Genomic DNA, 24,502 nt, shown 5'->3' with positions numbered 1-24,502 from the left:
CCTAGGCCTCACCTCGTCCAAAATTGTGGCGGGGCACACACTAGATGCAGATTGGAGCTCATGTGACCATCTACACCAAACCAGGCGAAGAAGGATCAATCGTTTCTTTCCGTGATCGCTACGATAACTACATTGGCGGCAAGTGGGTGCCCCCTACTGATGGTGAGTACATGGACAACATCACCCCGGTTACGGGTGAAGTGTTCTGCCAGGTTGCGCGCGGTAAGGCCGCAGACATTGAGCTGGCTCTCGACGCTGCCCATGCGGCCGCACCCGCTTGGGGTGACTCTTCCCCAGTGGAGCGTTCCACCCTCCTGCTGAAGATCGCTCAGCGCATGGAGGAGCACTTGGAGGAGCTCGCCCTGGTGGAAACCTGGGACAACGGCAAGCCGATCCGTGAAACCCTTGCCGGAGACATTCGAGGGGCGATCGATCACTTCCGCTACTTTGCCGCGGCGATCCGCGCGCAGGAGTCCCGCACCTCGCAGATTGATAAGAACACGGTGGCCTACCACTTCCATGAGCCAATTGGCGTGGTCGGTCAAATCATCCCTTGGAACTTCCCAATCCTCATGGCCGCATGGAAGATTGCCCCCGCGCTGGCGGCCGGCAACGCGATTGTGCTCAAGCCTGCGGAGCAGACCCCAGTGTCCATCCTCCACTGGATTGAGGTGGTGGGTGACCTGATCCCAGACGGCGTACTCAACATTGTCAATGGTCTGGGCGAGGAAGCCGGCGCTGCCCTTTCCGGATCCAACCGCATTGGCAAGATTGCCTTCACCGGTTCCACTGAGGTTGGCCGCATCATTAACAAGGCCGCCGCAGACAAGATCATCCCAGTCACACTGGAGCTCGGCGGCAAGTCCCCATCCATCTTCTTTGCGGACATCATGGATCAGGATGATTCCTTCTTTGCAAAGTGCGTGGAAGGCTTCACCATGTTCGCACTCAACCAGGGCGAGGTGTGCACCTGCCCTTCGCGTGCACTGGTCCATGAGTCCATCGCAGACGAGTTCCTTAAGCGCGGCGTTGAGCGCGTGAAGCAGATCAAGCTCGGCAACCCACTGGACACCGAAACCATGATGGGTGCGCAGGCCTCCCAGGAGCAGATGGACAAGATTTCCTCCTACCTGGAGATCGGCCCAAAGGAGGGTGCGGAAGTGCTCACCGGCGGCCATATCAACAAGATCGAAGGCCTAGACGGCGGCTACTACATTGAGCCCACCGTGTTCCGCGGCACCAACGACATGCGCATTTTCCGCGAGGAAATCTTTGGTCCGGTGCTCTCCGTGACCACCTTCAAGGACTTCGACGAAGCCATCCGCATTGCGAATGACACCAACTATGGCCTCGGCGCCGGTGTGTGGACCCGCAACCAGAACACCGCGTACCGCGCTGGCCGCGCCATCCAAGCTGGCCGCGTGTGGGTGAACCAGTACCACAACTACCCAGCGCACGCTGCGTTCGGTGGATACAAGGAGTCCGGCATTGGCCGCGAGAACCACCTCATGATGCTGGACCACTACCAGCAGACCAAGAACCTCCTGGTTTCCTACAGCGAGGAACCAACCGGCCTGTTCTAAAGGCGTTGCCACTGTTCCACATCACACCTGTTGCAATCCGGCTTTCCCGTATGGGAGCCGGATTGTGGCGTATCTGCACACTATTGAAAAAGTAATTCAAATCACAATGAGGAGGAAGACCATGACTTTCCCAGAGAAATTCACCGCAGCAGTAGTAGACGAGCTCGGCCCAGAGGTAAACGTCCGCGAAATCGAACTGCCTACCCCAGGGCCAAACCAGGCGCTGGTCAAGCTCATCGCCTCCGGCATCTGCCACACTGACCTCCACGCCGCAGAAGGTGACTGGCCGGTCAAGCCCAAACCGCCATTCATCCCTGGCCATGAGGGCGTGGGTGAAGTGGTGGCACTCGGCCCAGGCGAGCACACCGTTGCAGAAGGTGACATGGTAGGTAACGTCTGGCTGTGGTCCGCTTGTGGCCACTGCGAGCACTGCCGCACCGGTTGGGAAACCCTGTGCAATGAAGCGCAATACGGTGGGTACAACGTGAATGGCTCCTTTGGCCAGTACATGCTGGTAGATACCCGTTATTGCGCCCGCATCCCCGAAGGCGTGGACCCGGTGGCTGCCGCACCAATCCTGTGCGCCGGAGTGACGGTGTACAAGGGCCTGAAGGTCACGGACACCCGCCCAGGGCAGTTTGTGGTGATCTCCGGTGTGGGTGGCCTGGGGCACCTCGCCGTGCAGTACGCGGTGGCAATGGGCCGCCGCGTGATCGCCGTGGATATCGCCGATGAAAAGCTGGAGCTCGCCAAGAAGCACGGCGCGGAGTTCGTGGTAAACGCAAAGGACGGCGACCCATCCCAAGCGATCCTCGAATACACCGGCGGCGGCGCCCACGGTGTGCTTGTGACCGCAGTCCACCCACAGGCATTTGCCCAGGCCATCAACATGGCGCGCAAGGGCGGCACCATCGTGTTCAACGGCCTGCCACCAGGAGAGTTCCCAGCGAACATCTTCAACATCGTGTTCAAGGGCCTCACCATCCGCGGCTCCATTGTGGGCACGCGCCAAGATCTGGAAGAGGCCCTGGACTTCTTCGCGCGCGGCAAGATCCACCCAACCGTCACCGAGTGCAAGCTCGACGACGTCAACAGTGTGTTTGAGGACATGCGCCACGGCAAGATCGACGGCCGCATGGCAATCCGCTTCTAGCGCGCAAGCACCTCCCGCATCACCTCATGGAAGGCGGGGTCCTCAAAGTAGTCCGAATGGCCTCCGCTGAGGATCACCCCTTCCACGTGCGGGTCTTCACCATGAAGAGCCCCGAACCGGGAGCCCGTGAGACCGATGGGGTCGCGCGCACCCAGCACGGCAACAACTCTTCTACTGCCAGCGAACGCTCCCGACGGAACCCCCGGGCTTCCCACCAACACCACGGTATCTGCCTCAAGGCCGTGGCTTGCACCTGCGTGGCCGGTTACCACGGACCCGTATGAATAGCCCACAACGGTGAGCTGCGCCTGCGGGGCGACTTTACGCAATTGCTGCTGAAACGCCGCGAGGTCCCGGCCACCCGTAACCGCCGGCTCGGTGCGCAGCCCCGCCACCACGGAAGCCGGTGCGGTGTACCCCTGCCACGCAATGACCGTTGCCCCGGTGGCCTCATGCAGCGCCAACGCGCGCCGGGCGGCGGCCTCCTGGCCTTGCTCAGAGCTGGAACCCACCCCGGCAACAACGGTGATGATGTTCTGCGCGTCGAGCTCACCAAAGATCACGGCTTCCCCCTGCACGGCAGCACCCGATCCCCGGCACAGCCCCGCCAGCCTATCGAGTTCGGCGGCGCAGGCTGCGTCGAGTTGCCTGCCAAGCGCACGCAACGCCGCGATGGCCGCCACAGACCCTGGGTTGAGGTCCCAGATTTTCTGCGCGAAGCCCTCCAAAACGGCGTTGGCGCCCGCCGTGAGCTCCAAGATGATGGCCGCTTGAGTGAGTAAAAGGTCAAGTTCACGGCTGTGGCGCAGGAGTGTGCGGCTGCGGTTTCGTGCAGCTTGGGCGGCCTGGCCGTCCATGAGGGAAAACGCACGCCCAAGGCCTTCGGCAGTGTGCCCCCACGCCTGCGCTCGGCCGCTGTGGTGGAGTCGCAGTACCTGGGCCGCCGCTCCCAGTGCGCTGGTGCTAAGCGGTATCATGGCGGCCCCAAAACTGCTGGTCCAGCTTCTCTGCGGCGGCAAGCCAGGAGCGAACTGAATCAAGATGGAGGTCTATGTGTTCCTCGCTGTTTGCACTCAGTCCCTGGTAGATGGCTAAAAATTGGCGCAGTGAGCGTTCAGTCTCCCCGCCAACCGCGGGGACGTCGGGCTGCCTTGGCATGGGGCAGCGGTGAAGATGTTTGGATGCGTCTGTGTGAAATTCCATGCCCTTAAGCCTGCGTGGGCAGACCCCCTGGGCGCGAGGGGCTGGGCAGCGAAAGGGCGGAAACTGTGGAAAACTGCCCAAATTCCACAGTAGGGTTTGGGTATGTTGATCGCACTGGCGCAAATCACAAGCGGGAAAGAGATTCAGGCCAACCTGGAACTCGTGAAAACCCAAGCTCAGAAGGCTGCCGAGGCCGGGGCGAGGGTAGTTGTGTTCCCGGAGGCCACAAGTCAAGCCTTTGGAACGGGCCGGCTGGACACCCAGGCGGAGCCCCTCGATGGGCCGTTTGCCTCTGCGGTGCGCGAACTCGCCGATGAGCTGGGGATTACCATCGTGCTCGGCATGTTTGAGCCAGCGGACACCAAGGGGGAGGTCAATCGCATTTACAACGTGGCCTTGGTTGCCAGCCCCAACACCGCCAACACCCCCAACACCTCCAGCACCGCCTACCGGAAGATCCACACATACGACGCCTTTGGCTACAAGGAGTCGGACACAGTAAAACCCGGCTCTGAACTGGCAACATTCACAGTTGATGGGGTGACGTTCGGCGTGGCCATCTGCTACGACGTCCGATTCCCCGGCCAGTTCCGCGCCCTCGCCGCGCAAGGTGCTGAGGTGATCGTGCTCCCCACGAGCTGGGCCGATGGCGAAGGCAAACTCGAACAATGGCGCACCCTCACCGCCGCCCGCGCGCTGGACTCCACAACCTTCATCCTCGCTGCCGGCCAGGCTCGCCCCGAGCAAAGCGAGCAACGCTCCGAAGGAGCCCCAACCGGCATCGGCCATTCCGCCGTGATCGCCCCAGACGGCACACGGATCGCAGAGGCAGGCTACGCTCCAGAGCTGCTGCTTTGCACTATCGACGTAGCCAAGGTGGCACACACCAGGAAAGCACTGCCGGTTCTGGAAGGCACGGACACGTACTAACCTTCCCAGAATCTCCGCGGGGAGGTATCCAACACCGTGCTGTGCTGAATCCCGCCTTTGGCCAAGGCTTCTTGGGTGGCGCGGATTTCTTCGGTGGTGCCGGCGATGATGATGTGGCGGTCCAGCCAGCGGCCGTAGCTGGCCACCACTTGGCCCACCTGCCCCACCTGCGGGAGGTGGAGCCCCCGTGGCGGTTTGGAGTGCTCGGTGGCACCCACCCACCATGCGTCTTGCGGGTGCTGCACAACCGGGGTGATTGCCAGCCACGGCGCGGTGGCGGCGATCTGCCACATGGTGGCAAGCTCGTACTGCTCACCGGGGTATTCGGCGCTTAAGAACATATGGATGCGTGGCGGGTCGGCGGATTGGTTGAGCTGGTCTAGCATCAGCGCGCGCACGGGCGCCAGCGCGGTGCCGTGGCTGATGAGCAGCAGGTCACGGTCATCCAACTCAATGGGGGTGCCGAGGCCCTGGGAGACGCGGCAGGTATCGCCTTCGCGCAGGGCAACTGAGGAGTCTGCAGAGGAATCGAAGCAGTGGATTTCAAGTTGGCCCTGCTCATTTGCTGGAATGGAGGGATATACCCGCATCCATCGCCCTGGGGTGAGCGAGGGGCCGAGCCAGAGGTGCTGGCCAGCGCGGTAGGAGGTGGGGGCGTGCACCTGGATGCGCACAATGGTGATGCGCCTGGAACGGCGTTCTACTTGGACCACGTGGGCGTCGGAAAGCTCCGGCGCAGGCCGCGCTTTGAGTGTGCGGGCGCTTTCATGCAGCACCCGCTCCGCAGCCAGGACTTCCTCCAGCGGGAGGTCCTTGCCGAGGGTTTGCACGGCGTGTAAGGCGGCGGCGAGGAGTGCGGGGTAGTCACTTTCCTGCACCCCGAAGACCCCGAGTGGGGCGTGTTCCACAAAGCGTTCCGGTGCGCGCAGCAGAGCGGCGATTGCCTGCCCGGCCGGTGCGGAGCGCAGGTGCAGCCGGGTGGCTACCTCCGGCGCGTGGGTGAGCACATGCTGCAAGAAGAGCTGGTGAAGCTCTTGTTCCTGGAGCAGTTCTTGGTGAATCACGCTCCTATTCTAGCTGGCTCCCACCCAAGCTCCGGGGCAACGTGCTTGGCAAAGTTCTCCAGGATGGAGAGATTGAGCGCCACGCCTGCCTGGTTGGGGATGGTGAGCATGAGGGTGTCTGCGCTCATCACGGCGGCATCTTGTTTGAGGGCCTCCACGAGTTTGTCGGGTTCGTCGGCGTAGGTGCGGCCGAAGGTGGCTTTGAGGTCGTCGATGATGCCCACCTGGTCGTGGCTGCTGCGGCCGAACATGGCCCGCTCGGCGTCGTTAGTGATGGGGAAGATGGAGCGCGATACAGAGACGCGCGGCTCCCAGTCATGCCCCTGAGCTGCCCATTCCTCCCGGAAGGCCTGGATTTGGGCGGCTTGGAGGTCGCCGAAGGACTGGTCGCTGGTTTCCGCGAGCAGCGTGGAGCTCATGAGGTTCACCCCATCCCGGGCCACTTGCCGTGCGGATTCTGCTGAGCCGGCGCCCCACCACAGCCTGCGGTCTAGCCCCGGAGACTGCGGCAACACGGGCAGCGGCGCGCCCTCGCGGTACATCCTGGGGTACTGCTTGTCCCAGGTAGCGGCGGTGGCTACGGGCTCCCCGCGCACCGCGGCGAGGAACTGCTCCCACTTCGCGCGGGCGATGTCTGCGCCGCGAGGATCCTTTGACCCGGTGTAGCCAAAGGCCTCATATCCGCGCTCAGCCGGTTCCGGTGACCCTCGCGACACCCCGAGCGCGATCCTATGGTTGGAGAGCAAGTCCAGTTGCGCCGCCTCTTCTGCAAGGTAAAGAGGGTTTTCATAGCGCATATCGATCACGCCGGTGCCCACCTCAATGGTTTTGGTGGTGGCGGCGATTGCACTCAGTAGCGGCATGGGGGCCGCGCCTTGGGGTGCAAAGTGGTGGACCCGGAAGTAGGCGCCGTTCACGCCAAGCTCATCCGCGGCTTGGGAGAGCTCAAGCGCTTGGTGGAGCATGTCCTTCGCGCCTGAGCGGATGTCATAGTGGCCAAAGCTAAGGAATCCAAATGTTTTCATGGCTCGATGCTAAGCCCATGAATGTGATGTGTCAACAACTAGGGGAGTGGGTGGCCTGCGGCAGCGTACAGCGCATACCACTGCCTGCGGGAAAGCTGCGTTCCAGCGCCTTGCGCAATCTCCCGCACGCGCTCCGGGCTGCTGGTTCCCGCAACCACCTGAATCCCGGCGGGGTGCGAGCAAATCCACGCCGCAGCAACGGCAGTGGCGCTGCAGCCCAGCTTATTACCGACGCGCCCAAGCACCGCATTCAACTCAGGAAACTCCGGCGAGTGCAGGAACGTGCCACCTGCTGCCTGGAATGGTGCCCAAGCCTGCAGCTGAATGTCCTTCCTGCGGGCGTATTCAAGCAGCCCATAGTTGGCGCTGGCCGCAATGCCCTCGCTGACCAAGCCCGCCTGCACCAATGAAAGCTGCACTTGATTCACCTCCAGAGGCTGGGTGACTGCCTGCTGGAGGAACTCAATTTGTCCGCTTGTGTAGTTGGAAACGCCAAAGGTGCGCACCTTGCCGCTGTGCTGCAGTTCCTCAAAGGCCCGCGCCACTTCCTCGGGTTCCATGAGGGTGTCTGGGCGGTGCAGGAGGAGCGTGTCAATGTAATCCACATCGAGCGCGCGCAGCGATTCCTCCACGCTGCTCATGATGTGGGCGTAGGAGTGATCGTAGTAGGTCGTGGTATTCGGGGAGGCCACGATCCCCACCTTGGTCTGCAGCGTGATTTCCTCGCGTTCCGCGGGGCTCAGCGCGAGGGCCTGCGCAAACCGACGCTCACAGTAGTGGTAGCTACCGCCTGGGGAAAATGCACCGTAGATGTCTGCGTGGTCAAAGTGCGTCACACCTTCTTCGCGGTAGGCGGTGTAGAGGGCGCGGATCTGGGCGTCGCTGAGCTCCGCGATGCGCATCATTCCCGCAATTACATTCTTGTTCATGGCGTTCATGCTATCTGGGGTGTGCGGAGGGCTAGGAAATGACAAATGTCATTGCATATCGATGATTCTCGGCACTACCTCGGCCCTTGTGCGGCGGCCAGTATTGGATATATGCAGAAGCCAATCATAGAAGTCTCAGGTTTGACTCGCCGCTACGGTGATTTCACCGCAGTGGACAACATCAGTTTTCAAGTTGCCAAAGGAACATGCTTTGGGTTGCTAGGTACAAATGGTGCAGGTAAGACCTCCACCCTAGATATTCTTGAGGGCTTGGCCTCGGCTACTAGCGGTAGCGTTCAAGTCCTCGGAATGGACCCAATTGCCCAGCGCAAGAAGCTACGCCCACACCTGGGCATCATGCTGCAACACGGCGCTTTGCCAGTGGAACTCAGCGTGAAGGAAACCCTGGTGATGTGGGCCGGAACCTGCAGCACCCCAAAACCAGTGGAAGAAATCCTGGAGAGCGTAGACCTCTTGCACAAGGCTGATACCAGGGTGGGCTCGCTTTCGGGTGGAGAACAACGCCGTCTTGACCTCGCATGCGCACTCGTTGGCTCACCCAGCGTCATTTTCCTGGATGAGCCCACTACTGGTCTTGACCCAGAATCGCGTGCAAACACCTGGGAACTCTTGGCTAATTTGAAGGCATCCGGCGTAACCATGGTGCTCACCACTCACTACCTAGAAGAAGCGGAAATGCTGTGCGACTCCATGGTGATCATGCACAGAGGGGTCATCCGGGCCCAAGGGAGTGTGAAGGAAATACGCCAGGCTCTACCAGCACAGATTAGCTTCTCTCTGAACAACCGCCACCTCAGCTTGCCGCAGCTTGATGGCACCGTATCCACTCACGGGGACATCGTTATGGTGCACACCCAGCAGTTGCAAAAAGATGCGTTTGCTCTGCTCTCTTGGGCGGACGCCAACTCAGTTGAACTGCGCCAGTTTTCTGCTCAACCTGCAAGCCTCATGCAGGTGTTTGAGTCCATTGCGAAACAACCCTAAGGATCTTCATGAAACGAATTATTGCACTCAGCCGCGCCGAAACTTTGCAATTTCTCCGCAACCGCACGGTCCTAGTGATGGCGCTGCTCTTCCCCGTTGGTACACCGGTAATCCTCTTTTACAAAACCATGGCAGAAAGCCCAGCTACTGCTGTTCTCGCTTTTGAGATGTTCACAATCTTGGTGCTGCTCATCGGCTTGTTTTATGCAGTGCTTTCCATGGCTACGGCGCGAAGGGGAGAGGGTGTACTCAAGCGTTTGCGAACTGGTGAATGCCAAGACTGGGAAATCCTTGTGAGCATTGCCATGCCAACAGTCATTACCACGGCGCTGCAAACGGTGGTCATGCTTGCTGTGATGCGGGCCCGTGGTGCGGTGATGCCACAAGAGCCGCTGTGGTTAGTTGTGGCCATGCTGGGGGGAATGGTCCTCTATGTGGGAGCCGCGTACCTCACCAGTGTATTCACCAAAACGCCGGAGGCTGCTCAATTTACTGCATTTCCGGTGATGGTCGGCTGCATTGTTGGTACTTCTGGGGTGCGCCAACTGCTTTCACCGCAGCTGCAAACAGTGGTGGACTTCCTCCCTTTCACTCCGGTGAACCAGTTGGTGTATCACGCCTGGCTGGGGGATCAGGCGCAGGAAATGTTCAGCCTCTCGCCTTGGCAAATGGCATTGTTGTTGCTTGGCTGGGGGCTGCTTTCCCTGATCGCGGTGCGAAAAACGTTTCGTTGGGAGGCGCGTTAAACTGCACGATATGACTGCACGGCAGCGCCTCCACACTGGCTTTTTCACCACCTGTTGGGTTCTTTGTGCCCCGTTCTACTGGGCGCTCAGCCTGGGTGTGCGGCCGTCGCAGTGGTGGGAGATGGTCATCGCCGGGATCCCCTTCGTTCTTGGTGCGCTCGCCGTGTACCAGGGCGTGGGCCTTTGGGGGAATGGACTTTCCTCTCGTCTCCTCTGGGGTAACTATGTCTGCCTTGCGCTCATGATTTTCTATGAGCCACTGCGCGATTGGGCGGCGTGGCTCTTGTTCTTGTTTGTATTGCCATTACTCCGCAATCGGCACCTGCATGCCGTGGTCTGGCTCCTCATTGTCTGCGCAATGGGTCCCTGGTGGGTCGCTGCCGTTGCTCTTGCTGCCTATGTGGTGAGTGTGCCTTCCCTGTGGACGCTCAACGTGATCAGGGAGCTTGAACAAGCGCGCAATACTGCTGCTGAGTTGGAAAGGAATAGGGAACGGTTGCGTATTGCTCAGCAGTTACATGATTCTCTGGGGCAGCACCTGGCCACTGTGGGGCTGAAGGCCCAGGTAATCCAAGAAGTTGTGAAGAAGCGCTACCCGGATGATTCCCAGCTCCTCCATGAGGCGGAGAGTTTGGTAGCAGTGAACAACGAAGCTGTGCTCCATTTGGGGCAGGTGGTGCATGGGTATCGTGCGGTGGAATTGGAGTCTGAGCTCCAGGGTGCGCAAAAGCTGCTCCAAGAACATGGGATCAAGGTGCAGGTGAGCGGAAGTGGCACGGACTTTCCACATAATAATGCTCTGGCGGCGTGGTTTGTCCGTGAGGCGATTACCAACGTGGTGAAACATTCTGATGCGGGTGCGGTGGACATCCTTGTCGAGCCGCGCAAAGTGAAGGTCCGCAATGACGGGGCCCACGCGAACATCGGCCCGTGGCGCGGTTTGGACACCCTCGCTTCACGGGCTGCCGCCGCGGGTGGGCGCCTCAACTTGAGTCAGGATGGGGAAGTGGTGGAAGTGGTGCTGGATTTTGATTGACATTGTGATTGCGGACGACGAAGCCCTTGTGGGTTCCTCCCTTGCCACGCTTTTGAGCCTGGAGGAAGATTTCCGGGTGCGTGGTGTGTGCAGTTCTGGTGAGGAGCTGCTTGAGGTCTGGACTCCTGGGTTCGTTGCGGTGCTGGATTATCACATGAGAGGCATGGATGGTCTTGCTACTGCGCAGGAATTACTCAAGAGTGATCCCGCGGCGCGCATTCTCATGGTTACGAGTCACGCGCGCCCACAGCGATTGAAGCGTGCGTTGGAACTGGGGATCCTTGGCTACTTGCCAAAGACAGCGAGCGCTCAAGACTTTGCGGATGCTGTGCGCACGGTGCATGGCGGAAGGCGATTTATCGACGCCGACCTAGCCGCACACACGATCGGTCTACCGGACTCACCGCTGACACCCCGTGAGGTAGAGGTTCTTGAGCTAGCCGGTGCGGGGTTGAGTGTGCAGCAGATTGCGCGGAAGGTGTACTTGGCTCCCGGTACTACGCGTAATTATCTTTCGTCTGCCATCGGCAAGGTGGGTGCTGCGAACAAGGTTGAAGCGTACCTGCGGGCCCGTGAGGCGGGATGGATCTAGGCATTTGCCCTGCTAGAAAAGTTTTTGTGGCTGATGTTGCTGGAGTGACCAAGCGTCAAAAGCCGGGGTTGAGTCACCGTCGCTCAACTTTTTTTGAGTTGAGTGGAACAAACTCAACTTTGTGGCCGTTGGAGAAAATGTAGTGAAGAAAGGAACATCATGAACGCATTTAATCCAACAACCAAAACTCAAGAAGCCCTGCAGGTAGCGCTGCAGCAGGCTTCCGCTAAAGGCAACCCAGACATTCGGCCAGCGCACTTGCTGGCCGCAATTTTGGGCCAAGAAGACGGCATCGCGGTGCCTGTGCTGCGTGCTACAGGTGTTGATCCCCAGGTGGTGGCCAAGGAGGCCAACGCCTTGGTAGATAGTTACCCCCAGGCACAGGGCTCCGGGATGGCAAACCCGAACTTTAACCGTGACGCACTCAATGCTTTCACCGCAGCTCAGGAACTCGCCGGTGAACTTGGTGATGAGTACGTTTCTACGGAAGTGTTGCTCGCTGGTATTGCGCGGGGCAAAAGTGACGCCGCTGAGCTGCTCACCAAGCGCGGGGCTACGTATGACGCCATCAAGGGCGTATTTCCCGCAGTGCGTGGGGCAAAGAAGGTGACCACCCAAGACCCAGAAGCGCAGTTCCAGGCCCTGGAGAAGTACTCCACCGATCTCACCGCACGCGCCCGCGAAGGCAAGATCGACCCGGTGATTGGCCGCGACGCCGAAATCCGCCGCGTGGTGCAGGTACTTTCCCGGCGAACCAAGAACAACCCAGTGTTGATCGGTGAGCCCGGAGTGGGTAAGACTGCGATCGTGGAAGGTCTTGCCCGGCGCATTGTAGCTGGTGACGTCCCAGAATCCCTCAAGGGCAAGACTCTTATTAGCTTGGATTTGGGCTCGATGGTTGCTGGCGCCAAGTACCGCGGTGAGTTTGAGGAACGCCTCAAGGCTGTGCTGGATGAAATTAAGCAGGCTGAGGGTGAGATCATCACCTTCATTGATGAGCTGCACACCATCGTCGGTGCCGGCGCTACTGGCGACTCCGCGATGGACGCCGGCAACATGATTAAGCCCCTTCTTGCGCGCGGTGAGCTGCGCCTTGTGGGTGCTACCACCTTGGATGAGTACCGCAAGTACATTGAGAAGGACGCCGCCTTGGAGCGTCGTTTCCAGCAAGTGTTTGTTGGGGAGCCTTCGGTGGAGGATGCCATCGGTATTTTGCGCGGCCTCAAGGAGCGCTACGAGGTACACCATGGCGTGCGCATTCAGGACTCCGCCCTGGTAGCAGCAGCCACGCTCTCGGACCGCTACATCACCTCCCGCTTCCTGCCGGACAAGGCCATCGACTTGGTGGATGAGGCAGCCAGCCGCCTGCGCATGGAAATTGACTCCTCGCCGCAGGAAATCGACGAACTCGAGCGCATCGTGCGCCGCCTTGAGATTGAGGAAATGGCGCTGACCAAGGAAACGGACGCCGCTTCTAAGGACCGCTTGGCCAAGCTGCGCCAGGAGCTTGCCGACGAACGCGAGCGCCTGGGCGAACTGGTTGCACGCTGGAACAATGAGAAACAAGCGGTGGACCGGGTGCGTGAAGCCAAGGAGGAGCTGGAGAAGCTGCGGCAGGAATCGGAGATTGCGGAGCGTGACGGCGACTACGGCCTGGTAGCCGAGCTGCGCTACGGGCGTATCCCTGAGCTGGAAAAACAGCTCGCGGATGCGGAGGCTTCGGAGGTGGAAACCACCATGATTACTGAGGAAGTCACCCCGGACACGATCGCGGAGGTCGTCTCCGCATGGACCGGGATCCCCGCCGGCAAGATGCTCCAGGGTGAAACGGAAAAGCTGTTGCACATGGAGGATGAGCTGGGCAAGCGCGTGGTAGGCCAGCTCGAGGCTGTGCAGGCGGTTTCCGACGCCGTCAGGCGTGCTCGGGCCGGCGTGGCAGACCCGAATCGGCCCACGGGTTCCTTCCTCTTCCTTGGCCCCACCGGTGTGGGTAAGACGGAGCTTGCCAAGGCGCTGGCGGAGTTCATGTTTGATGATGAACGCGCGATGGTGCGCATTGACATGTCCGAGTTCGGTGAGAAGCACTCCGTGGCCCGCCTCGTTGGTGCCCCTCCAGGCTATGTGGGGTATGACCAAGGTGGCCAGCTCACCGAGGCAGTGCGCCGCCGCCCATACACGGTGGTGCTGTTCGACGAAGTGGAAAAGGCCCACCCGGATGTGTTTGACATCCTGCTCCAGGTTCTCGACGAGGGCCGGCTGACCGACGGCCAGGGCCGCACGGTGGACTTCCGCAATACGGTGCTGATCCTCACCTCCAACCTGGGCGCCGGTGGCACCAGGGAGCAGATGATGGATGCGGTGAAGCGCGCCTTCAAGCCGGAGTTTGTGAACCGCCTGGATGACGTGGTGATCTTTGACTCACTGAGTGAGCAGCAATTGGCAAACATCGTGGACATTCAGGTTCGTGATCTTGCCAAGCGTCTGGAAACTCGCCAGTTGCGGCTGCATGTATCCGATGCTGCGCGCCTCTGGCTCGCTGAGCGCGGCTACGATCCTGCCTATGGTGCGCGCCCGCTGCGTCGGTTGATTCAGCAGGCGATCGGTGACCAGTTGGCAAAGAAGCTGCTCTCGGGTGAAATCCGGGACGGCAACACGGTAAACGTGGACGTTGCCGATGGCGGCGCGGCACTTGAGGTTTCCGCTGCCTAACGGAAGGGCTCCCCAATGAGGGAGCTCTTTTCATGCAATTTAAATTGCGCACAATTTAAATTAGGTGCATACTTGTGTGAAACCAACATAGGAGGCTCAGATGACACTTCAACCGCTCTACACCGCAGAAGCGCTCGCAACTGGTGCGGGCCGGAATGGGCATGTACGCACCGCAGATGGGTTGCTGGATACCCAGATGGCCGTCCCTCAAGAAATGGGTGGCCCAGGTGGCACACCAAATCCTGAGCTGCTGTTCGCCGCAGGGTATGCGGCTTGTTTCCACTCCGCCTTGCAATTAGTTGCACGCAATGAAAATGCGGATTTGGGTGAAAGTGCAGTGGGTGCGAAGGTGAGTATTGGGAAGCTGGAAGATGGCGGCTTTGGGCTCGCCGTGGAACTTGAAGTGGTGATCCCAGGCCAAGCACACGAACAAGCGGTGCAATTGGCACACAAGGCGCACCAGGTGTGCCCATACTCCAACGCAACCCGCGGCAACATTGCAGTAGAAATCAACGTGGTGGAGGACTAATGCTCTTTGAACCCATGCAAGCTGGGGAAATCAGGCTGAACAACCGTGTGGTCCAAGGTCCAATGGGGCGCCTGCGCGCGGACACGCAGGGTGTGCCAGGGGAACTGATGGTGGAGTTCTATCGGCAGCGCGCGGGGATGGGGTTGTTGATTACCGACGGCACCTTCCCCACCACAGCCGGCAAGGTGCAATACAAGCAACCCGGCCTGGAAACCGCCGAGCAAGCCGCTGGCTGGAAGCAGGTGGTTAGCGCGGTGCACGCCGAAGGCGGGAGTATCGTGGTGCAACTCATGCACGCCGGTTGGAACACGCACCGAGAAATCACGGGCCAACCTACGCAATCCCCAAGTGCGCTCCCTCATGAGGGCTACACCCACAACGCTTTGGGTGAGCGCATTGCCTATGAGGTCCCTGAAGAACTAGACCAGGATGGCCTAGAGAGCATTCGTGAGGGCTTTGCCCTCGCCGCACAGCGGGCAGTGCAAGAGGCAGGTTTTGATGGCGTGGAGCTGCATGGCGCCAATGGCTACCTGCTTCACCAATTCTTGAGCCACAACACCAATTTGCGCAGCGATGCCTATGGCGGCAGCCCGGAAAAGCGTGCGGCGTTCCCCCTTGAGGTCGCGGCGGCAGTGGTGGAAAAGGTGGGACCTGGGCGCGTCGGTATGCGAATCAGCCCTGCGTTGCCGATCCAAGGTGTAGTGGAGACGCAGGAGGTTGTGGAAACCTATGATGCCCTGGTAGATGGGCTCAATGAGCTGGGAATTGCCTACCTGTCTATGGAGTACGCCCCGGATACTGAACAGTTGGTTCGGCATATCCGCGAGCGCTTCCAGGGAGCATTCTTCCTCAATGATGCGTCCAAGATGGGAACAACGGAATTCAATGGGCTGGAGGATGCCCAACGGATGTTGGAGCTTGCCGACGCAGCCGTGGTGGCCCGTGCCGCATTGGCTAATCCTGACCTGGTTGCGCGCTGGCAGCAAGGCGTTGAACTGCAGCAACCTGATTGGGATCACATTTACACTGGCGAGGCGCGCGGCTACACGGATTATCCGAAAGCAACCTAGTTGGGCGAGCTTAAGAAACAGCTAATAGAATCGCTGGCATGAGTATCCTCATTTCCGTAGAAGAACTCGCCGAGCGCATCCATGCCGGCAGCAACAACATCATCCTTGCCTGCTTGTGGGAGGCGCATAGCGGGTCCGGGTTCCCAGCATTCAACTCCGAGCACATCTCCACCTCGCGGTTTTGCGACGTAGCCTTGGCGCTTTCCTCCGTACCAAGCTCCAAGACGGGCCGTAACCCCCTGCCAACCAAGGCAAACCTGGACCGTTGGTTCCGCCGCTGGGGTTTGGACTCCAAGCGCCAGGTGGTGGTGTATGACAACTTCAAGGGCCTCTACGCCGCCCGTGCCTGGTGGGTGCTGAAGTGGGCCGGCGTGGAGGACGTGGTCTACTTGGACGGCGGGCAGAAGCTGTGGGAGGCCAAGGGGCACCAAACCCTGGGCGGCCCGGGCAACCTGTCCACTCCTGGCGACCTCACCGCGGACCTTGGCCACATGCCAACCGCCACCATCGAGGACGTGAAGGCGCACAACGGCATCCTCTTGGATGCGCGCGAGGCCAACCGCTTTGCTGGACGCAAAGAGTTCCTGGACCTCAAGGCGGGCCATATCCCAGGCGCAGTAAACGTGCCTTCACGTGACCTGCTGCAAGAGGACGGCACCTTCAAGAGCGCCGAGGAGCTGCGTGAGATCTTTGCAAACGTGGGCATCACCAGCGCAGACAACGTGATTGCCTACTCCGGATCGGGCAACCACTCCGCCCAGGCGATCATCGCCATGAACATTGCTGGAATTGGCACACCGCGCCACTACGTTGGCGGCTGGTCGCAATGGTGTGCAGACCCCAAGAATCCAGTAGAGCGCGGGGAATAAGTTAGGTGAAATGCAGGAGATAGACGGAGTAGTTGCCGTCTTCTTGCCGCAATTCACTTTCGGGGTGGTAGTTGTAGCTCACATTCAACGTGAGGTATTTGACGTCCTCCGGCACGTCCAAGGTGGCTACCGTCCCACCCTCAGTAAACCCATCCCGGTTCATGGTGCCGAGTTCCTGGAAGTATACCGAATCCGAGGACAGAAGTTCTTCGAGGTTCGAGCCTGTAAGGCTACTGAAACCTAGGGTGCGAATTTCCGTAATGACGTAGCGTTCCGGGGCAATGAGGGAGATTGTCAGGCCGGGGAGCTGAACGGATACGTCGGTGAACTCGAACGGGTCAGTAAAGGTTTCTTCGTCGAGCTCCACTACGTTGCCGTGGCGCCACTCTTCCACTGGGTCGAGCTCATTGCCCTCAATCAGCAGGGCGGCCTCGGGTTGGGTTCGCGTCGCGGAGGCGGGGCGCGCCTCCGCCGCGGTTTTATCAAAATAGGCTGCGGTATCTACGTCTTGAAATTCAAACGGGCTGCCAAATTCAAATTCCATTGGGGTTTGCTCCTCCGAATTGGTGACTGGTGCCTCTTGCGCGGATTGGCAGGAGGCAAGGAAAGCCGCACTTGCCAACAGCATGGTTACGAAAACCTTTGTGGAGCCAGGTTGCATTGTGCTGACCTTTCATTGAGGGGAATTTGCCCATGGATCCTAGTAAAAATTGATTGCTGTTCACTTCTGAATCAATCAAGCCTCGCCCCTTTTTTGGGGGGGTGCCTCGCGTTTCCTCGTACTTTTCCAAATGTTCCAGCTCGGCCGCCTGTGCGGTTAAGCTGAAGCCATGCTCTTTTTGGTTGCGGCCTTGCTCTTTCTTGCTGGTGTAGCGCTGTGGTGGCTCGATGTCCGTCGGAGAAACAGCCAACAGTTCAGCGCGGCTGATTCCGGTACTTTTGCCACCGAAGAAATCGAACCTCAATCGCAACCGGTCAGCGAACCTCAGCCCCAGCCGGATCAAGCGGGCGTCAACTACGGCGCAACCGAGGAAATTGTGGATGCTCAAGTGGAGGCTGAGTTGGTGGCCCTGCCCGCGGTGGAGCCCGAATCTTTGCAGGTAGAGCCGGTGGACATGGCGGAAGAGGATATTGAGTTCACCGCCCCCCGCGCTGCTCAACTCCAACCCCAGCCCCAACCGGTGCCAGCAACGCCGGACCGTGACACCCCTCGTCGGCAAGCGTTTGGGAGTTTCCCCGGCGCCCCGAAGCGGGAGAAGCGGGCCTGGGCCCAGCAGCACGGCTTTGCGTACGTCAAGCAGGACGCGTACCTCGCGGAGGAGTGGGTGCGGGTGCAGGGCAGTGCAAAGGATGTGGTCAGTGGGGTGTCTGGTGGCTATGAGACGCACCTGCTCGAACTCGGCGGCGCCACGGTGATGGCTATCCGACGCGCCCAAGGCTCCGAAGTGGTGCTGGAGGCTCGGCGGGAGGGAAGTGGCTCCGAGGACCTGCAGCCGGTGCGCGCCTTCGCGGGTTTTGGACTGCGCGCCAATGAGCAGGGCGCCGTGGAGCGTTTCCTGGATGAGCGCGTGGACCAGGCGCTGCAGCAGTTGCCCGCGGCGGTGCAGATGGTGTGGTGGGAGTCAGAATGGGTGCTGGCGCAGTTCGCCAAGGGCAGTGACCAGTCCGATTGGGATGCCACCTTGGCCCCGCTTGCCGCGCTGGCCGCCGCCGCCCGCGTCCTCCCGCCGCGCAAGGGCGCGAAGCAGCCCGTGGAGTTCCAGGAGTTCGACCCCACGCGTGCCTTCGTGCATGTGGTGGCCGCGCCAGAGGAACCGGATGATGATGAACTGCCGGCGCTGCCGGACGTGCCGCAACGCCCCGCAGAGCCGCTGAATTTGCCCAGCAGGGCCGTTGGGGTAGCGCACGGCGAGGTGGAGTTGCGCCAGCTCGGGGAGGATGAGGTGCGCAGCATCGGCGAGCAGGCGCAGGTCCCGCAGGACTTCCAGGGAACCCGCGTGCTGCGGGATACAAGCGCGGGCTCGAGTATCTTTGACGATATTGTGGCCGAACTCGGTGACCCAACCCAAGGAGCAAACGATGGCAATTAATCAAGAAAAGAAGGCGCAGCTCGCCCAACTGGTCAAGGAGCTCGCCGTGGTACACGGCAAAGTGACCCTTTCCTCCGGTAAGGAGGCGGATTACTACGTTGATCTGCGCAGGGCAACGCTGCATGCCCAGGCCTCGCGCCTCATCGGTGAACTGTTGCGTGAGCTCACCGCGGACTGGGATTACGTTGCCGTGGGCGGCCTCACCCTCGGCGCTGACCCCGTGGCCACCGCCATCATGCACGCCGACGGCCGCGAGATCCACAGCTTCGTTGTCCGCAAAGAAGCCAAGAAGCACGGCATGCAGCGCCGCATCGAAGGCCCGGACATTGTGGGCAAGAAGGTACTGGTGGTGGAGGACACCACGACCACCGGCAACTCGCCTCTCACCGCCGTTGCTGCCCTCCGCGAGGCAGGCGCTGAGGTAGTGGGTGTGGCCACCGTGGTGGACCGCGCCACTGGCGCTGACCAGGTGATCGCCGCAGAAGGTCTGGAATACCGCTTCCTTTTGGGGCTGGAAGATCTTGGACTCGCTTAAAGGCCCCACTGAGTGGAACGAGGGGCGCCACGGCGTAGGCCCCTGGGCACAGGAGCATCCCGACGAACCCGTGCCCGACGCCCCACACCTTGACCCTGAGCTGCTGGAACATGGGGACCGGCGCAACGTGGTGGACGCCTACCGCTACTGGCGCCGCGAGGCAATTGTGGCGGACATCGATACTCGCCGCCACCCGCTGCACATCGCCATTGAAAACTTTGAGCACGATGCCAACATTGGCACCGTGGTGCGCACTGCCAACGCTTTTGCCGTAGACACCGTGCACATAGTGGGGCGCAAGCGGTGGAATCGCCGTGGCGCCATGGTGACGGACCGCTACCAGCACCTCATGCACCACGAATCCACCGAGGCGCTCATTGAGTGGGCGTTGGCGCAGCAACTCACCGTGGTGGCCATTGATAACACGCCAGGGTCCGTGCCGCTAGAAACCGCGGAGCTGCCTCAGCGATGCCTGCTGTTGTTTGGCCAGGAAGGCCCCGGTGTGACCCGCGCGGCGCAGGAGGGTGCGTTGATGACGTGCTCCATCGCGCAGTTCGGTTCCACCCGCTCCATCAACGCAGGGGTGGCTGCGGGGATTGCGATGCACGCTTGGGTGCGCCAGCACGCGGACCTGGACAAGGCGTGGTAGTGCATAAAAATAACGCTTTAGTAACGTTTTCTTGTGAATGCCGATATAATCGGCTGAGTGCCTATTCTCCCAGCTAGTCAGGGTGAAGGCGTGTTCCTTATCCACCTGCTCACCCCTAGGAACGGCTTCCTTGAACGAAATTTGGTTGCACAGGGCTGACCTCGCAGAAGCAGCCATCCAGCAACGCCACGCCTCCCGCGTTTGGGCAATCCCCAAAACCAACCTGGCAGTTGTTGCTTGGCCGCCAACCACCAAGGAAAAGCTGTTTTACCGCTGGCACTACTGGTGGCAGGCGCACTACTTGGACTGCCTCGTTGACGCCGCAACCAGGGTGAACACCAAAGGGCGCAAGGCTGCGATCAAAGAGACGATCACCGGCATCCGGGTGCGGAACCTGGGCAAGCTCACCAAGAATAAGTATTACGACGACAAGCTCTGGCTTGCCCTCGCCATGCAACGTGCCCGAGGCCTGGAGGAGAAGAGCCCCAAAAAATATCAGCGCACCTTAGAAGCGAACATTTTTGCTGGGCGCGATGAGATCGTCGGAATGCTGCCTTGGCGCACCGGAGAGCATTTCTTCAATGTGCCCACCAACGGCCCAGCGGCAATTCTTGCTGCTCGTTCTGGGGATGTGGCAACGGCGCGGGCGCTTGTGGACTGGATCTTTGACAACCTGATTGATGATAACGGCCTGGTGATGGACGGCATTCGCATGTCCATGAACGGCCCTGAGGTGGTCAAACCCACGCACCCCTACTGCCAGGGCGTGGTGCTTGGGGCGTGCCTGGAAATTGTGCTGGCGCTGCAGGGAAGTGATCAGGCCGAAGCTGCAATGCCTTATCTTTCCCATATCCGCGCGCTCACGCAGGCTGTGGCTAAGGAAATGGCAACCAGTGCTGGGGTGATTGATTGGCGCACCGGTGATGGCGATGGTGGCCTTTTCAAAGGCATTTTGGTGCGCTACCTGGCGGATCTTGCGGTACGCCTCCCGGAGGACTCAGAGGCAAACCGCGCCACCAAGCGCCTGGCAGCCAAGATGGTGATGGGCTCTGCGAACAGCGTGTGGAATCACCGCCTGGAGGTGGATGGTCTGCCGATCTTTGCCACGGACTGGACCGATGATGCCCGCCTGCCGCACAACTACGGTGTGGGTGGTTCCTCACTGAGTGACATCGTGCGCATCGTGCGCATTGATGAACGCGACCTCTCCGTGCAGCTCTCCGGCTGGATGCTCTTGGAGGCTGCGGCGCGGGTCAGTGCCCACGGCTGATGTTGAAGAAAGTTTGACTATGCCCGAATATGTGGGATTTCTCTCCTAAAAATTTCGCCTTCGGGGCAGCGGCTGAGGTGCGATGCTGGCATAATCGGTTACTAGGTCACCAAGGTCAATAGTTGCTGTTTGCTTGGCCTTGCGTGCATTACACCCTAAACGTCCACTATCGGAAGGTGACGCAATGCCAATCGCAACCCCAGAGGTTTACAACGAGATGCTCGATCGCGCAAAGAAGGAAGGCTTTGCCTACCCAGCGATTAACTGCACCTCCTCGGAAACCATCAACGCTGCTCTCCGCGGTTTCGCTGAGGCAGAGTCGGACGGCATCATCCAGTTCTCCACCGGCGGTGCAGAGTTCGGTTCCGGCCTTTCCGTGAAGAACAAGGTTGCTGGCGCGCAGGCTCTTGCGGCGTTCGCACACGAGGCCGCAAAGCACTACGGCATCAACGTTGCGCTGCACACTGACCACTGCCAGAAGGAAGTGCTGGACGAGTACGTCCGCCCACTGCTGGCTATCTCTCAGGAGCGCGTTGACCGCGGCGAACTGCCACTGTTCCAGTCTCACATGTGGGACGGCTCCGCAGTGCCAATCGACGAAAACCTGGAGATCGCCCAGGAGCTGCTGGCCAAGGCTAAGGCAGCGCACATCATCCTCGAGGTTGAGATCGGTGTTGTTGGTGGTGAGGAAGACGGCGTTGAAGCCAAGGCTGGCGCAAATCTTTACACCTCCGAAGAGGACTTTGCCAAGACCGTGGATGCCCTGGGCACCGGTGAAAACGGCCGCTACCTGCTGGCCGCCACCTTCGGTAACGTCCACGGCGTGTACAAGCCAGGCAACGTGAAGCTGCGCCCAGAGGTTCTGGACATGGGCCAGAAGGTTGCAGAAAAGAAGCTCGGCCTCACCGCCGGCTCCAACCCATTCGACTTCGTGTTCCACGGCGGCTCCGGCTCCGAGAAGGAAAAGATCGAAGAGGCTCTGCGTTACGGCGTTATCAAGATGAATGTGGACACTGATACCCAGTACGCCTTCACCCGCCCAATCGTTGGCCACATGTTCTCCAACTACGACGGCGTGCTCAAGGTAGACGGCGAGGTTGGCAACAAGAAGGCCTACGACCCACGCTCCTTCATGAAGAAGGCCGAGCAGGGCATGGCTGACCGCGTTGTCGAGGCCTGCCAGGACCTCCACTCCGTGGGCACCACGCTCAGCAAGTAATCCACTTGCGCGTTGGGGCACCGCCGGTTGGCGGTGCCCTATTTTTGTTGGCGTTGGGTGCCAGGCCCCTCAATCACCCTAGGAGGATTGCCGCCGCGATGGTGTCGGCACGGCGCAGAATGCCGTGCTTCGTGTAAGGCTCCGCGGTTTCGGCAGCGGGCCAGGTCACGCCGTCCACGGAGATGCCAAAGCAGTACAGGCCCGGTTGGTTGCGCACTTGCATGCTGGGCTCGTGGATGTCCACTGCGCCGGTGTGAGCAGTGCCGGTGGAGTCAGTGCGAACGCGTTCCACAATCAGCTCGTCATCGATGAGTTGGCGCAGGAGCGGGTCGGCGGTAACGGTGATGTCTGGGTTGGGCACTCTGGCCTCGATCACCACCCGGGAAGGATAACGCTTGGTGGGGTTGCGTTTGGAATAGCCCACAAAAGTTCCGCTGAGGTCGGGGTCCACCACAAAGTCCGGGCCGGGCAGCTCCACCACACCGGCGGCGATGAGCTGGCTGAGTTGCTCCAGGCGCATCTGCGGCGGGCCCATCAGGTTGCTGGAGTTCACGGCGGTGAAGAAGCCCTGGAAGTGCTCGCTAAAAGAGTGGGCGCTGAGGTGGGCGAGGCTGAGTTCGATTGCGTCCCAGCAGTCTCGGATGGGTTCACACCAGCGGGCGTCTTCCTGCAGGTAGTCCTGCAGCCACTGTGGCCAACGATCCATGTTCACTGGTGGGTGCAGAACGCGCTGCCAGTCCACACTCGGAAAGTGGTGTTCTACCTCTGCCACGGCGAGCGGCCAGATGTCACGCATGAAGTCCAAGGTCTGGTGCTTGGCAATGAGCGCCTCTACTGCTTGTTTGGTGAGGTGTTCCGGGGTGTAGCGGGTGGTCATTTCGCGTTTGCCGCGGTAGGGCAGCCCGCCGGGTGAGCCCGCCACGATCCGTGGCTCGCGGCCACTCGGGTGGTACTTGCCATCCCGGAATTCGCCGCCACGGCCGAGCGTGAGCTCCGCGAGGTAATCAAAAAACCCCAGGCCAAGCCCCTTAATGAGCACAGTTTCCCCTGCGGAAATGGTGGACAGGTTGGCGTCGGCAGCGTTGCCCGGAAGGATGTGCAGCGCGTCTTTGTCTTTGGCATAGTCCAGGAGTACCTGGGCATCTGGGGGAGCAGCGGCAACGACGTGCCCAAGCGCCAGCACCACGGCGTCCACCCGCACGGTTGCGGCGGGTGCCTCCACCTGCCACTGATCCCCAAAGGGGGCCACGCGCGTGACCTTGGATTTGTGCACGCGCACCTGCTCATTGGTGATGTTTGAGAAGTGCCATTCTAGGTAGTGGCCGTAGAAGCGGCGCTGCGCGGGTTCGTCGGGTTGGAGGGATTCGGCGAGGTTGTGGAGTCCGGGTGGGAGCCAGTGGGTGGCGGCGGAACTGTGTGCCCATTCGTGCAGCGTGGGGCCTTGGCGTAGGGGGCCGCGTAGTTCCACGGTGGGGTCCATGAACGCCGTGACCTGCGAGCTTGCTGTGTTCATGAGCATTTGCGGGGATTGGTCGGTGCGCCATACCGCCCCGGAGCCGGGGGTGTTGGGCTCGAAGATTTCGATGCGCAGGGGTGCGTCCGCCATGGACAGCAGGCGTTCGGCGACGGTGAGGCCGCGCGGACCGCAGCCGATTATTGCAACGCTTCTCATGCGGCCAGCTTAATTGGGATGCTGGTGGGGTGGGGATGCGCATGCTGCCGTGGCCCCACAAACCTACTCCTCCTCTACGGCATCGAGGCGTTGCTGAGCGCGGTTGCGCTGCCGCTCGGTCCACTTGGGCAAAAGCCAGAAGGCAATGCATCCGCCCACAATGCCACCGATGGTAACGCTCAAGGAGCCAAACGTGCTGCGGTAGGCAATCCCGGCGATCATCGCAACGCAGGGGATCATCACGAACCCCATGTAACGCTTTTGCAGGACGTATTTGGGCTGTGGCACCCGATTGCGCAGCCAATCGTCGGCGGCGATCTCATGAGCCAGGATTGGCAGAAGCGCCAGGATGGACAGCAGTGAGTAGTTGCCTGGCAGTACCCAGGCCAATATGGCACCGGCGACTGTGGCGCCGATCGGGGCAGCGTATGCGCCCACCGCAATGCTCTGAAGATAGGTGTTGGCTTGGTATTCGTCATCGCTGCCTTCATGTACGTGGACCTGACCCCCGTTAGGTAGACACCCAATCTCAGCTCAGTCGGGCTGGGGGAAAGGTAATCTACCACCATGTCAGCGAAACGCTATGACGAGCAGTTCAAAAGGGATGCGGTTGCCTTCTATGAG

General features: G+C 60.5%; 25 protein-coding genes. 16 read left to right on the top strand and 9 right to left on the bottom strand.

The features are described 5' to 3' along the window. The first annotated feature begins 62 nt into the window (after nucleotides 1–62). Nucleotides 63–1,583 carry an acetaldehyde dehydrogenase ExaC gene (gene exaC / locus NQ018_RS09695; RefSeq protein WP_257060687.1) on the top strand — a complete coding sequence of 507 codons (1,521 nt, stop codon included), beginning with the start codon at nucleotides 63–65 and terminating at the stop codon, nucleotides 1,581–1,583. Nucleotides 1,584–1,704: 121 nt separating this feature from the next. Next, nucleotides 1,705–2,736 (top strand): alcohol dehydrogenase AdhP, encoded by a 1,032-nt coding sequence (gene adhP, locus NQ018_RS09690; RefSeq protein WP_257038246.1) that lies wholly within the window; start codon nucleotides 1,705–1,707, stop codon nucleotides 2,734–2,736. On the opposite strand, the gene NQ018_RS09685 is transcribed toward adhP, so the two are convergent. Together NQ018_RS09685 and NQ018_RS09680 are read right to left on the bottom strand one after the other, a co-directional pair. After that, nucleotides 2,733–3,713: an alpha/beta hydrolase gene (locus NQ018_RS09685; protein ID WP_257060675.1), complete on the bottom strand. Its 981-nt coding sequence runs from the start codon at nucleotides 3,711–3,713 to the stop codon at nucleotides 2,733–2,735. The two genes, adhP and NQ018_RS09685, sit on opposite strands and share 4 nt — an antisense overlap. Then, nucleotides 3,700–3,939: a hypothetical protein gene (locus NQ018_RS09680; protein ID WP_257060674.1), complete on the bottom strand. Its 240-nt coding sequence runs from the start codon at nucleotides 3,937–3,939 to the stop codon at nucleotides 3,700–3,702. Before NQ018_RS09680 ends, NQ018_RS09685 begins: the two co-directional genes overlap by 14 nt. 102 nt (nucleotides 3,940–4,041) lie before the next feature. Here NQ018_RS09680 and NQ018_RS09675 point away from each other — a divergent pair, with 102 nt between their 5' ends. Further along, entirely contained in the window at nucleotides 4,042–4,869 is an 828-nt protein-coding gene (locus NQ018_RS09675) for a carbon-nitrogen hydrolase family protein (RefSeq protein ID WP_257060673.1), read from the top strand. Here NQ018_RS09675 and NQ018_RS09670 read toward each other — a convergent pair. From NQ018_RS09670 to NQ018_RS09660, 3 genes are read right to left on the bottom strand one after another with little or no spacing between them, the layout of a single operon-like run. Then, nucleotides 4,866–5,933, bottom strand: coding sequence for a ferredoxin reductase domain-containing protein (locus tag NQ018_RS09670; RefSeq protein WP_257060671.1), 1,068 nt, complete (start codon nucleotides 5,931–5,933; stop codon nucleotides 4,866–4,868). The genes NQ018_RS09675 and NQ018_RS09670 overlap by 4 nt on opposite strands. Continuing rightward, nucleotides 5,930–6,958 (bottom strand): LLM class flavin-dependent oxidoreductase, encoded by a 1,029-nt coding sequence (locus NQ018_RS09665; RefSeq protein WP_257060670.1) that lies wholly within the window; start codon nucleotides 6,956–6,958, stop codon nucleotides 5,930–5,932. Before NQ018_RS09665 ends, NQ018_RS09670 begins: the two co-directional genes overlap by 4 nt. Before the next feature lie 38 nt (nucleotides 6,959–6,996). Continuing rightward, a complete protein-coding gene (locus NQ018_RS09660) occupies nucleotides 6,997–7,887 on the bottom strand; it encodes an aldo/keto reductase (protein ID WP_257060667.1) in 891 nt (296 codons plus the stop codon). 111 nt (nucleotides 7,888–7,998) lie between these two features. Here NQ018_RS09660 and NQ018_RS09655 point away from each other — a divergent pair, with 111 nt between their 5' ends. The 8 genes from NQ018_RS09655 to NQ018_RS09620 all read left to right on the top strand — a co-directional run bounded on the left by NQ018_RS09655 (nucleotide 7,999) and on the right by NQ018_RS09620 (nucleotide 16,443). Continuing rightward, nucleotides 7,999–8,892: an ABC transporter ATP-binding protein gene (locus NQ018_RS09655; protein ID WP_257060685.1), complete on the top strand. Its 894-nt coding sequence runs from the start codon at nucleotides 7,999–8,001 to the stop codon at nucleotides 8,890–8,892. Between the two features lie 8 nt (nucleotides 8,893–8,900). Then, complete coding sequence (locus tag NQ018_RS09650) at nucleotides 8,901–9,638, top strand: ABC transporter permease (RefSeq protein WP_257060665.1); 738 nt, start codon at nucleotides 8,901–8,903, stop codon at nucleotides 9,636–9,638. Nucleotides 9,639–9,648: 10 nt separating this feature from the next. After that, entirely contained in the window at nucleotides 9,649–10,674 is a 1,026-nt protein-coding gene (locus tag NQ018_RS09645) for a sensor histidine kinase (protein WP_257060663.1), read from the top strand. Then, the gene (locus NQ018_RS09640; RefSeq protein ID WP_257060661.1) at nucleotides 10,667–11,266 is read left to right on the top strand and encodes a response regulator transcription factor; all 600 of its coding nucleotides are present in this window, start codon (nucleotides 10,667–10,669) and stop codon (nucleotides 11,264–11,266) included. The genes NQ018_RS09645 and NQ018_RS09640 overlap by 8 nt, the downstream gene beginning before the upstream one ends. Nucleotides 11,267–11,425: 159 nt before the next feature. Continuing rightward, nucleotides 11,426–13,975, top strand: a complete 2,550-nt coding sequence (gene clpB, locus NQ018_RS09635; RefSeq protein WP_257060659.1) for an ATP-dependent chaperone ClpB — start codon at nucleotides 11,426–11,428, stop codon at nucleotides 13,973–13,975. A gap of 100 nt (nucleotides 13,976–14,075) precedes the next feature. Continuing rightward, entirely contained in the window at nucleotides 14,076–14,504 is a 429-nt protein-coding gene (locus NQ018_RS09630; protein ID WP_257060658.1) for an organic hydroperoxide resistance protein, read from the top strand. Further along, nucleotides 14,504–15,574 (top strand): oxidoreductase, encoded by a 1,071-nt coding sequence (locus NQ018_RS09625; RefSeq protein ID WP_257060655.1) that lies wholly within the window; start codon nucleotides 14,504–14,506, stop codon nucleotides 15,572–15,574. The genes NQ018_RS09630 and NQ018_RS09625 overlap by 1 nt, the downstream gene beginning before the upstream one ends. Nucleotides 15,575–15,612: 38 nt before the next feature. Then, nucleotides 15,613–16,443, top strand: coding sequence for a sulfurtransferase (locus NQ018_RS09620; protein WP_257060652.1), 831 nt, complete (start codon nucleotides 15,613–15,615; stop codon nucleotides 16,441–16,443). A gap of 1 nt (nucleotide 16,444) precedes the next feature. On the opposite strand, the gene NQ018_RS09615 is transcribed toward NQ018_RS09620, so the two are convergent. Next, entirely contained in the window at nucleotides 16,445–16,987 is a 543-nt protein-coding gene (locus NQ018_RS09615; protein ID WP_257060650.1) for a hypothetical protein, read from the bottom strand. Next, complete coding sequence (locus tag NQ018_RS09610; RefSeq protein WP_257060649.1) at nucleotides 16,977–17,492, bottom strand: hypothetical protein; 516 nt, start codon at nucleotides 17,490–17,492, stop codon at nucleotides 16,977–16,979. Before NQ018_RS09610 ends, NQ018_RS09615 begins: the two co-directional genes overlap by 11 nt. Between NQ018_RS09610 and NQ018_RS09605 the strand changes: the two genes are divergently transcribed. The 5 genes from NQ018_RS09605 (at nucleotide 17,481) to fbaA (ending at nucleotide 22,206) form a co-directional block, all read left to right on the top strand. Further along, entirely contained in the window at nucleotides 17,481–18,533 is a 1,053-nt protein-coding gene (locus tag NQ018_RS09605) for a TtfA family protein (protein ID WP_257060648.1), read from the top strand. The genes NQ018_RS09610 and NQ018_RS09605 overlap by 12 nt on opposite strands. Beyond that, a complete protein-coding gene (gene pyrE, locus NQ018_RS09600) occupies nucleotides 18,523–19,068 on the top strand; it encodes an orotate phosphoribosyltransferase (RefSeq protein ID WP_257038228.1) in 546 nt (181 codons plus the stop codon). The genes NQ018_RS09605 and pyrE overlap by 11 nt, the downstream gene beginning before the upstream one ends. Beyond that, nucleotides 19,052–19,717 (top strand): TrmH family RNA methyltransferase, encoded by a 666-nt coding sequence (locus NQ018_RS09595; RefSeq protein WP_257060684.1) that lies wholly within the window; start codon nucleotides 19,052–19,054, stop codon nucleotides 19,715–19,717. The genes pyrE and NQ018_RS09595 overlap by 17 nt, the downstream gene beginning before the upstream one ends. 130 nt (nucleotides 19,718–19,847) lie before the next feature. Further along, nucleotides 19,848–20,987 (top strand): glycoside hydrolase family 76 protein, encoded by a 1,140-nt coding sequence (locus tag NQ018_RS09590; RefSeq protein ID WP_257060647.1) that lies wholly within the window; start codon nucleotides 19,848–19,850, stop codon nucleotides 20,985–20,987. Between the two features lie 184 nt (nucleotides 20,988–21,171). Further along, nucleotides 21,172–22,206, top strand: coding sequence for a class II fructose-bisphosphate aldolase (gene fbaA, locus NQ018_RS09585; RefSeq protein ID WP_257038226.1), 1,035 nt, complete (start codon nucleotides 21,172–21,174; stop codon nucleotides 22,204–22,206). A 73-nt stretch (nucleotides 22,207–22,279) separates the two neighbouring features. On the opposite strand, the gene NQ018_RS09580 is transcribed toward fbaA, so the two are convergent. Then, entirely contained in the window at nucleotides 22,280–23,878 is a 1,599-nt protein-coding gene (locus tag NQ018_RS09580; RefSeq protein ID WP_257060645.1) for an FAD/NAD(P)-binding protein, read from the bottom strand. Between the two features lie 63 nt (nucleotides 23,879–23,941). Further along, on the bottom strand, nucleotides 23,942–24,316 hold the full coding sequence (locus NQ018_RS09575; RefSeq protein WP_257060643.1) for a hypothetical protein: 375 nt from the start codon (nucleotides 24,314–24,316) through the stop codon (nucleotides 23,942–23,944). Nucleotides 24,317–24,502 lie beyond the last annotated feature (186 nt).

It is taken from the genome of Corynebacterium kozikiae (genome assembly GCF_024580965.1).
GTDB lineage: Bacteria > Actinomycetota > Actinomycetes > Mycobacteriales > Mycobacteriaceae > Corynebacterium > Corynebacterium kozikiae.
The sequence above is the reverse complement of the archived record's forward strand: the minus strand, read 5'-3'. Positions and strand labels throughout refer to the sequence as shown.

Bases quoted from the DNA above. Each gene is read 5' to 3' on its own strand.
- adhP (WP_257038246.1), top strand. From the start codon at position 1,705: ATGACTTTCCCAGAGAAATTCACCGCAGCAGTAGTAGACGAGCTCGGC.
- NQ018_RS09685 (WP_257060675.1), bottom strand. From the start codon at position 3,713: ATGATACCGCTTAGCACCAGCGCACTGGGAGCGGCGGCCCAGGTACTG.
- NQ018_RS09680 (WP_257060674.1), bottom strand. From the start codon at position 3,939: ATGGAATTTCACACAGACGCATCCAAACATCTTCACCGCTGCCCCATG.
- NQ018_RS09675 (WP_257060673.1), top strand. From the start codon at position 4,042: ATGTTGATCGCACTGGCGCAAATCACAAGCGGGAAAGAGATTCAGGCC.
- NQ018_RS09665 (WP_257060670.1), bottom strand. From the start codon at position 6,958: ATGAAAACATTTGGATTCCTTAGCTTTGGCCACTATGACATCCGCTCA.
- NQ018_RS09660 (WP_257060667.1), bottom strand. From the start codon at position 7,887: ATGAACAAGAATGTAATTGCGGGAATGATGCGCATCGCGGAGCTCAGC.
- NQ018_RS09655 (WP_257060685.1), top strand. From the start codon at position 7,999: ATGCAGAAGCCAATCATAGAAGTCTCAGGTTTGACTCGCCGCTACGGT.
- NQ018_RS09650 (WP_257060665.1), top strand. From the start codon at position 8,901: ATGAAACGAATTATTGCACTCAGCCGCGCCGAAACTTTGCAATTTCTC.
- NQ018_RS09645 (WP_257060663.1), top strand. From the start codon at position 9,649: ATGACTGCACGGCAGCGCCTCCACACTGGCTTTTTCACCACCTGTTGG.
- clpB (WP_257060659.1), top strand. From the start codon at position 11,426: ATGAACGCATTTAATCCAACAACCAAAACTCAAGAAGCCCTGCAGGTA.
- NQ018_RS09630 (WP_257060658.1), top strand. From the start codon at position 14,076: ATGACACTTCAACCGCTCTACACCGCAGAAGCGCTCGCAACTGGTGCG.
- NQ018_RS09625 (WP_257060655.1), top strand. From the start codon at position 14,504: ATGCTCTTTGAACCCATGCAAGCTGGGGAAATCAGGCTGAACAACCGT.
- NQ018_RS09620 (WP_257060652.1), top strand. From the start codon at position 15,613: ATGAGTATCCTCATTTCCGTAGAAGAACTCGCCGAGCGCATCCATGCC.
- NQ018_RS09615 (WP_257060650.1), bottom strand. From the start codon at position 16,987: ATGGAATTTGAATTTGGCAGCCCGTTTGAATTTCAAGACGTAGATACC.
- pyrE (WP_257038228.1), top strand. From the start codon at position 18,523: ATGGCAATTAATCAAGAAAAGAAGGCGCAGCTCGCCCAACTGGTCAAG.
- fbaA (WP_257038226.1), top strand. From the start codon at position 21,172: ATGCCAATCGCAACCCCAGAGGTTTACAACGAGATGCTCGATCGCGCA.
- NQ018_RS09580 (WP_257060645.1), bottom strand. From the start codon at position 23,878: ATGAGAAGCGTTGCAATAATCGGCTGCGGTCCGCGCGGCCTCACCGTC.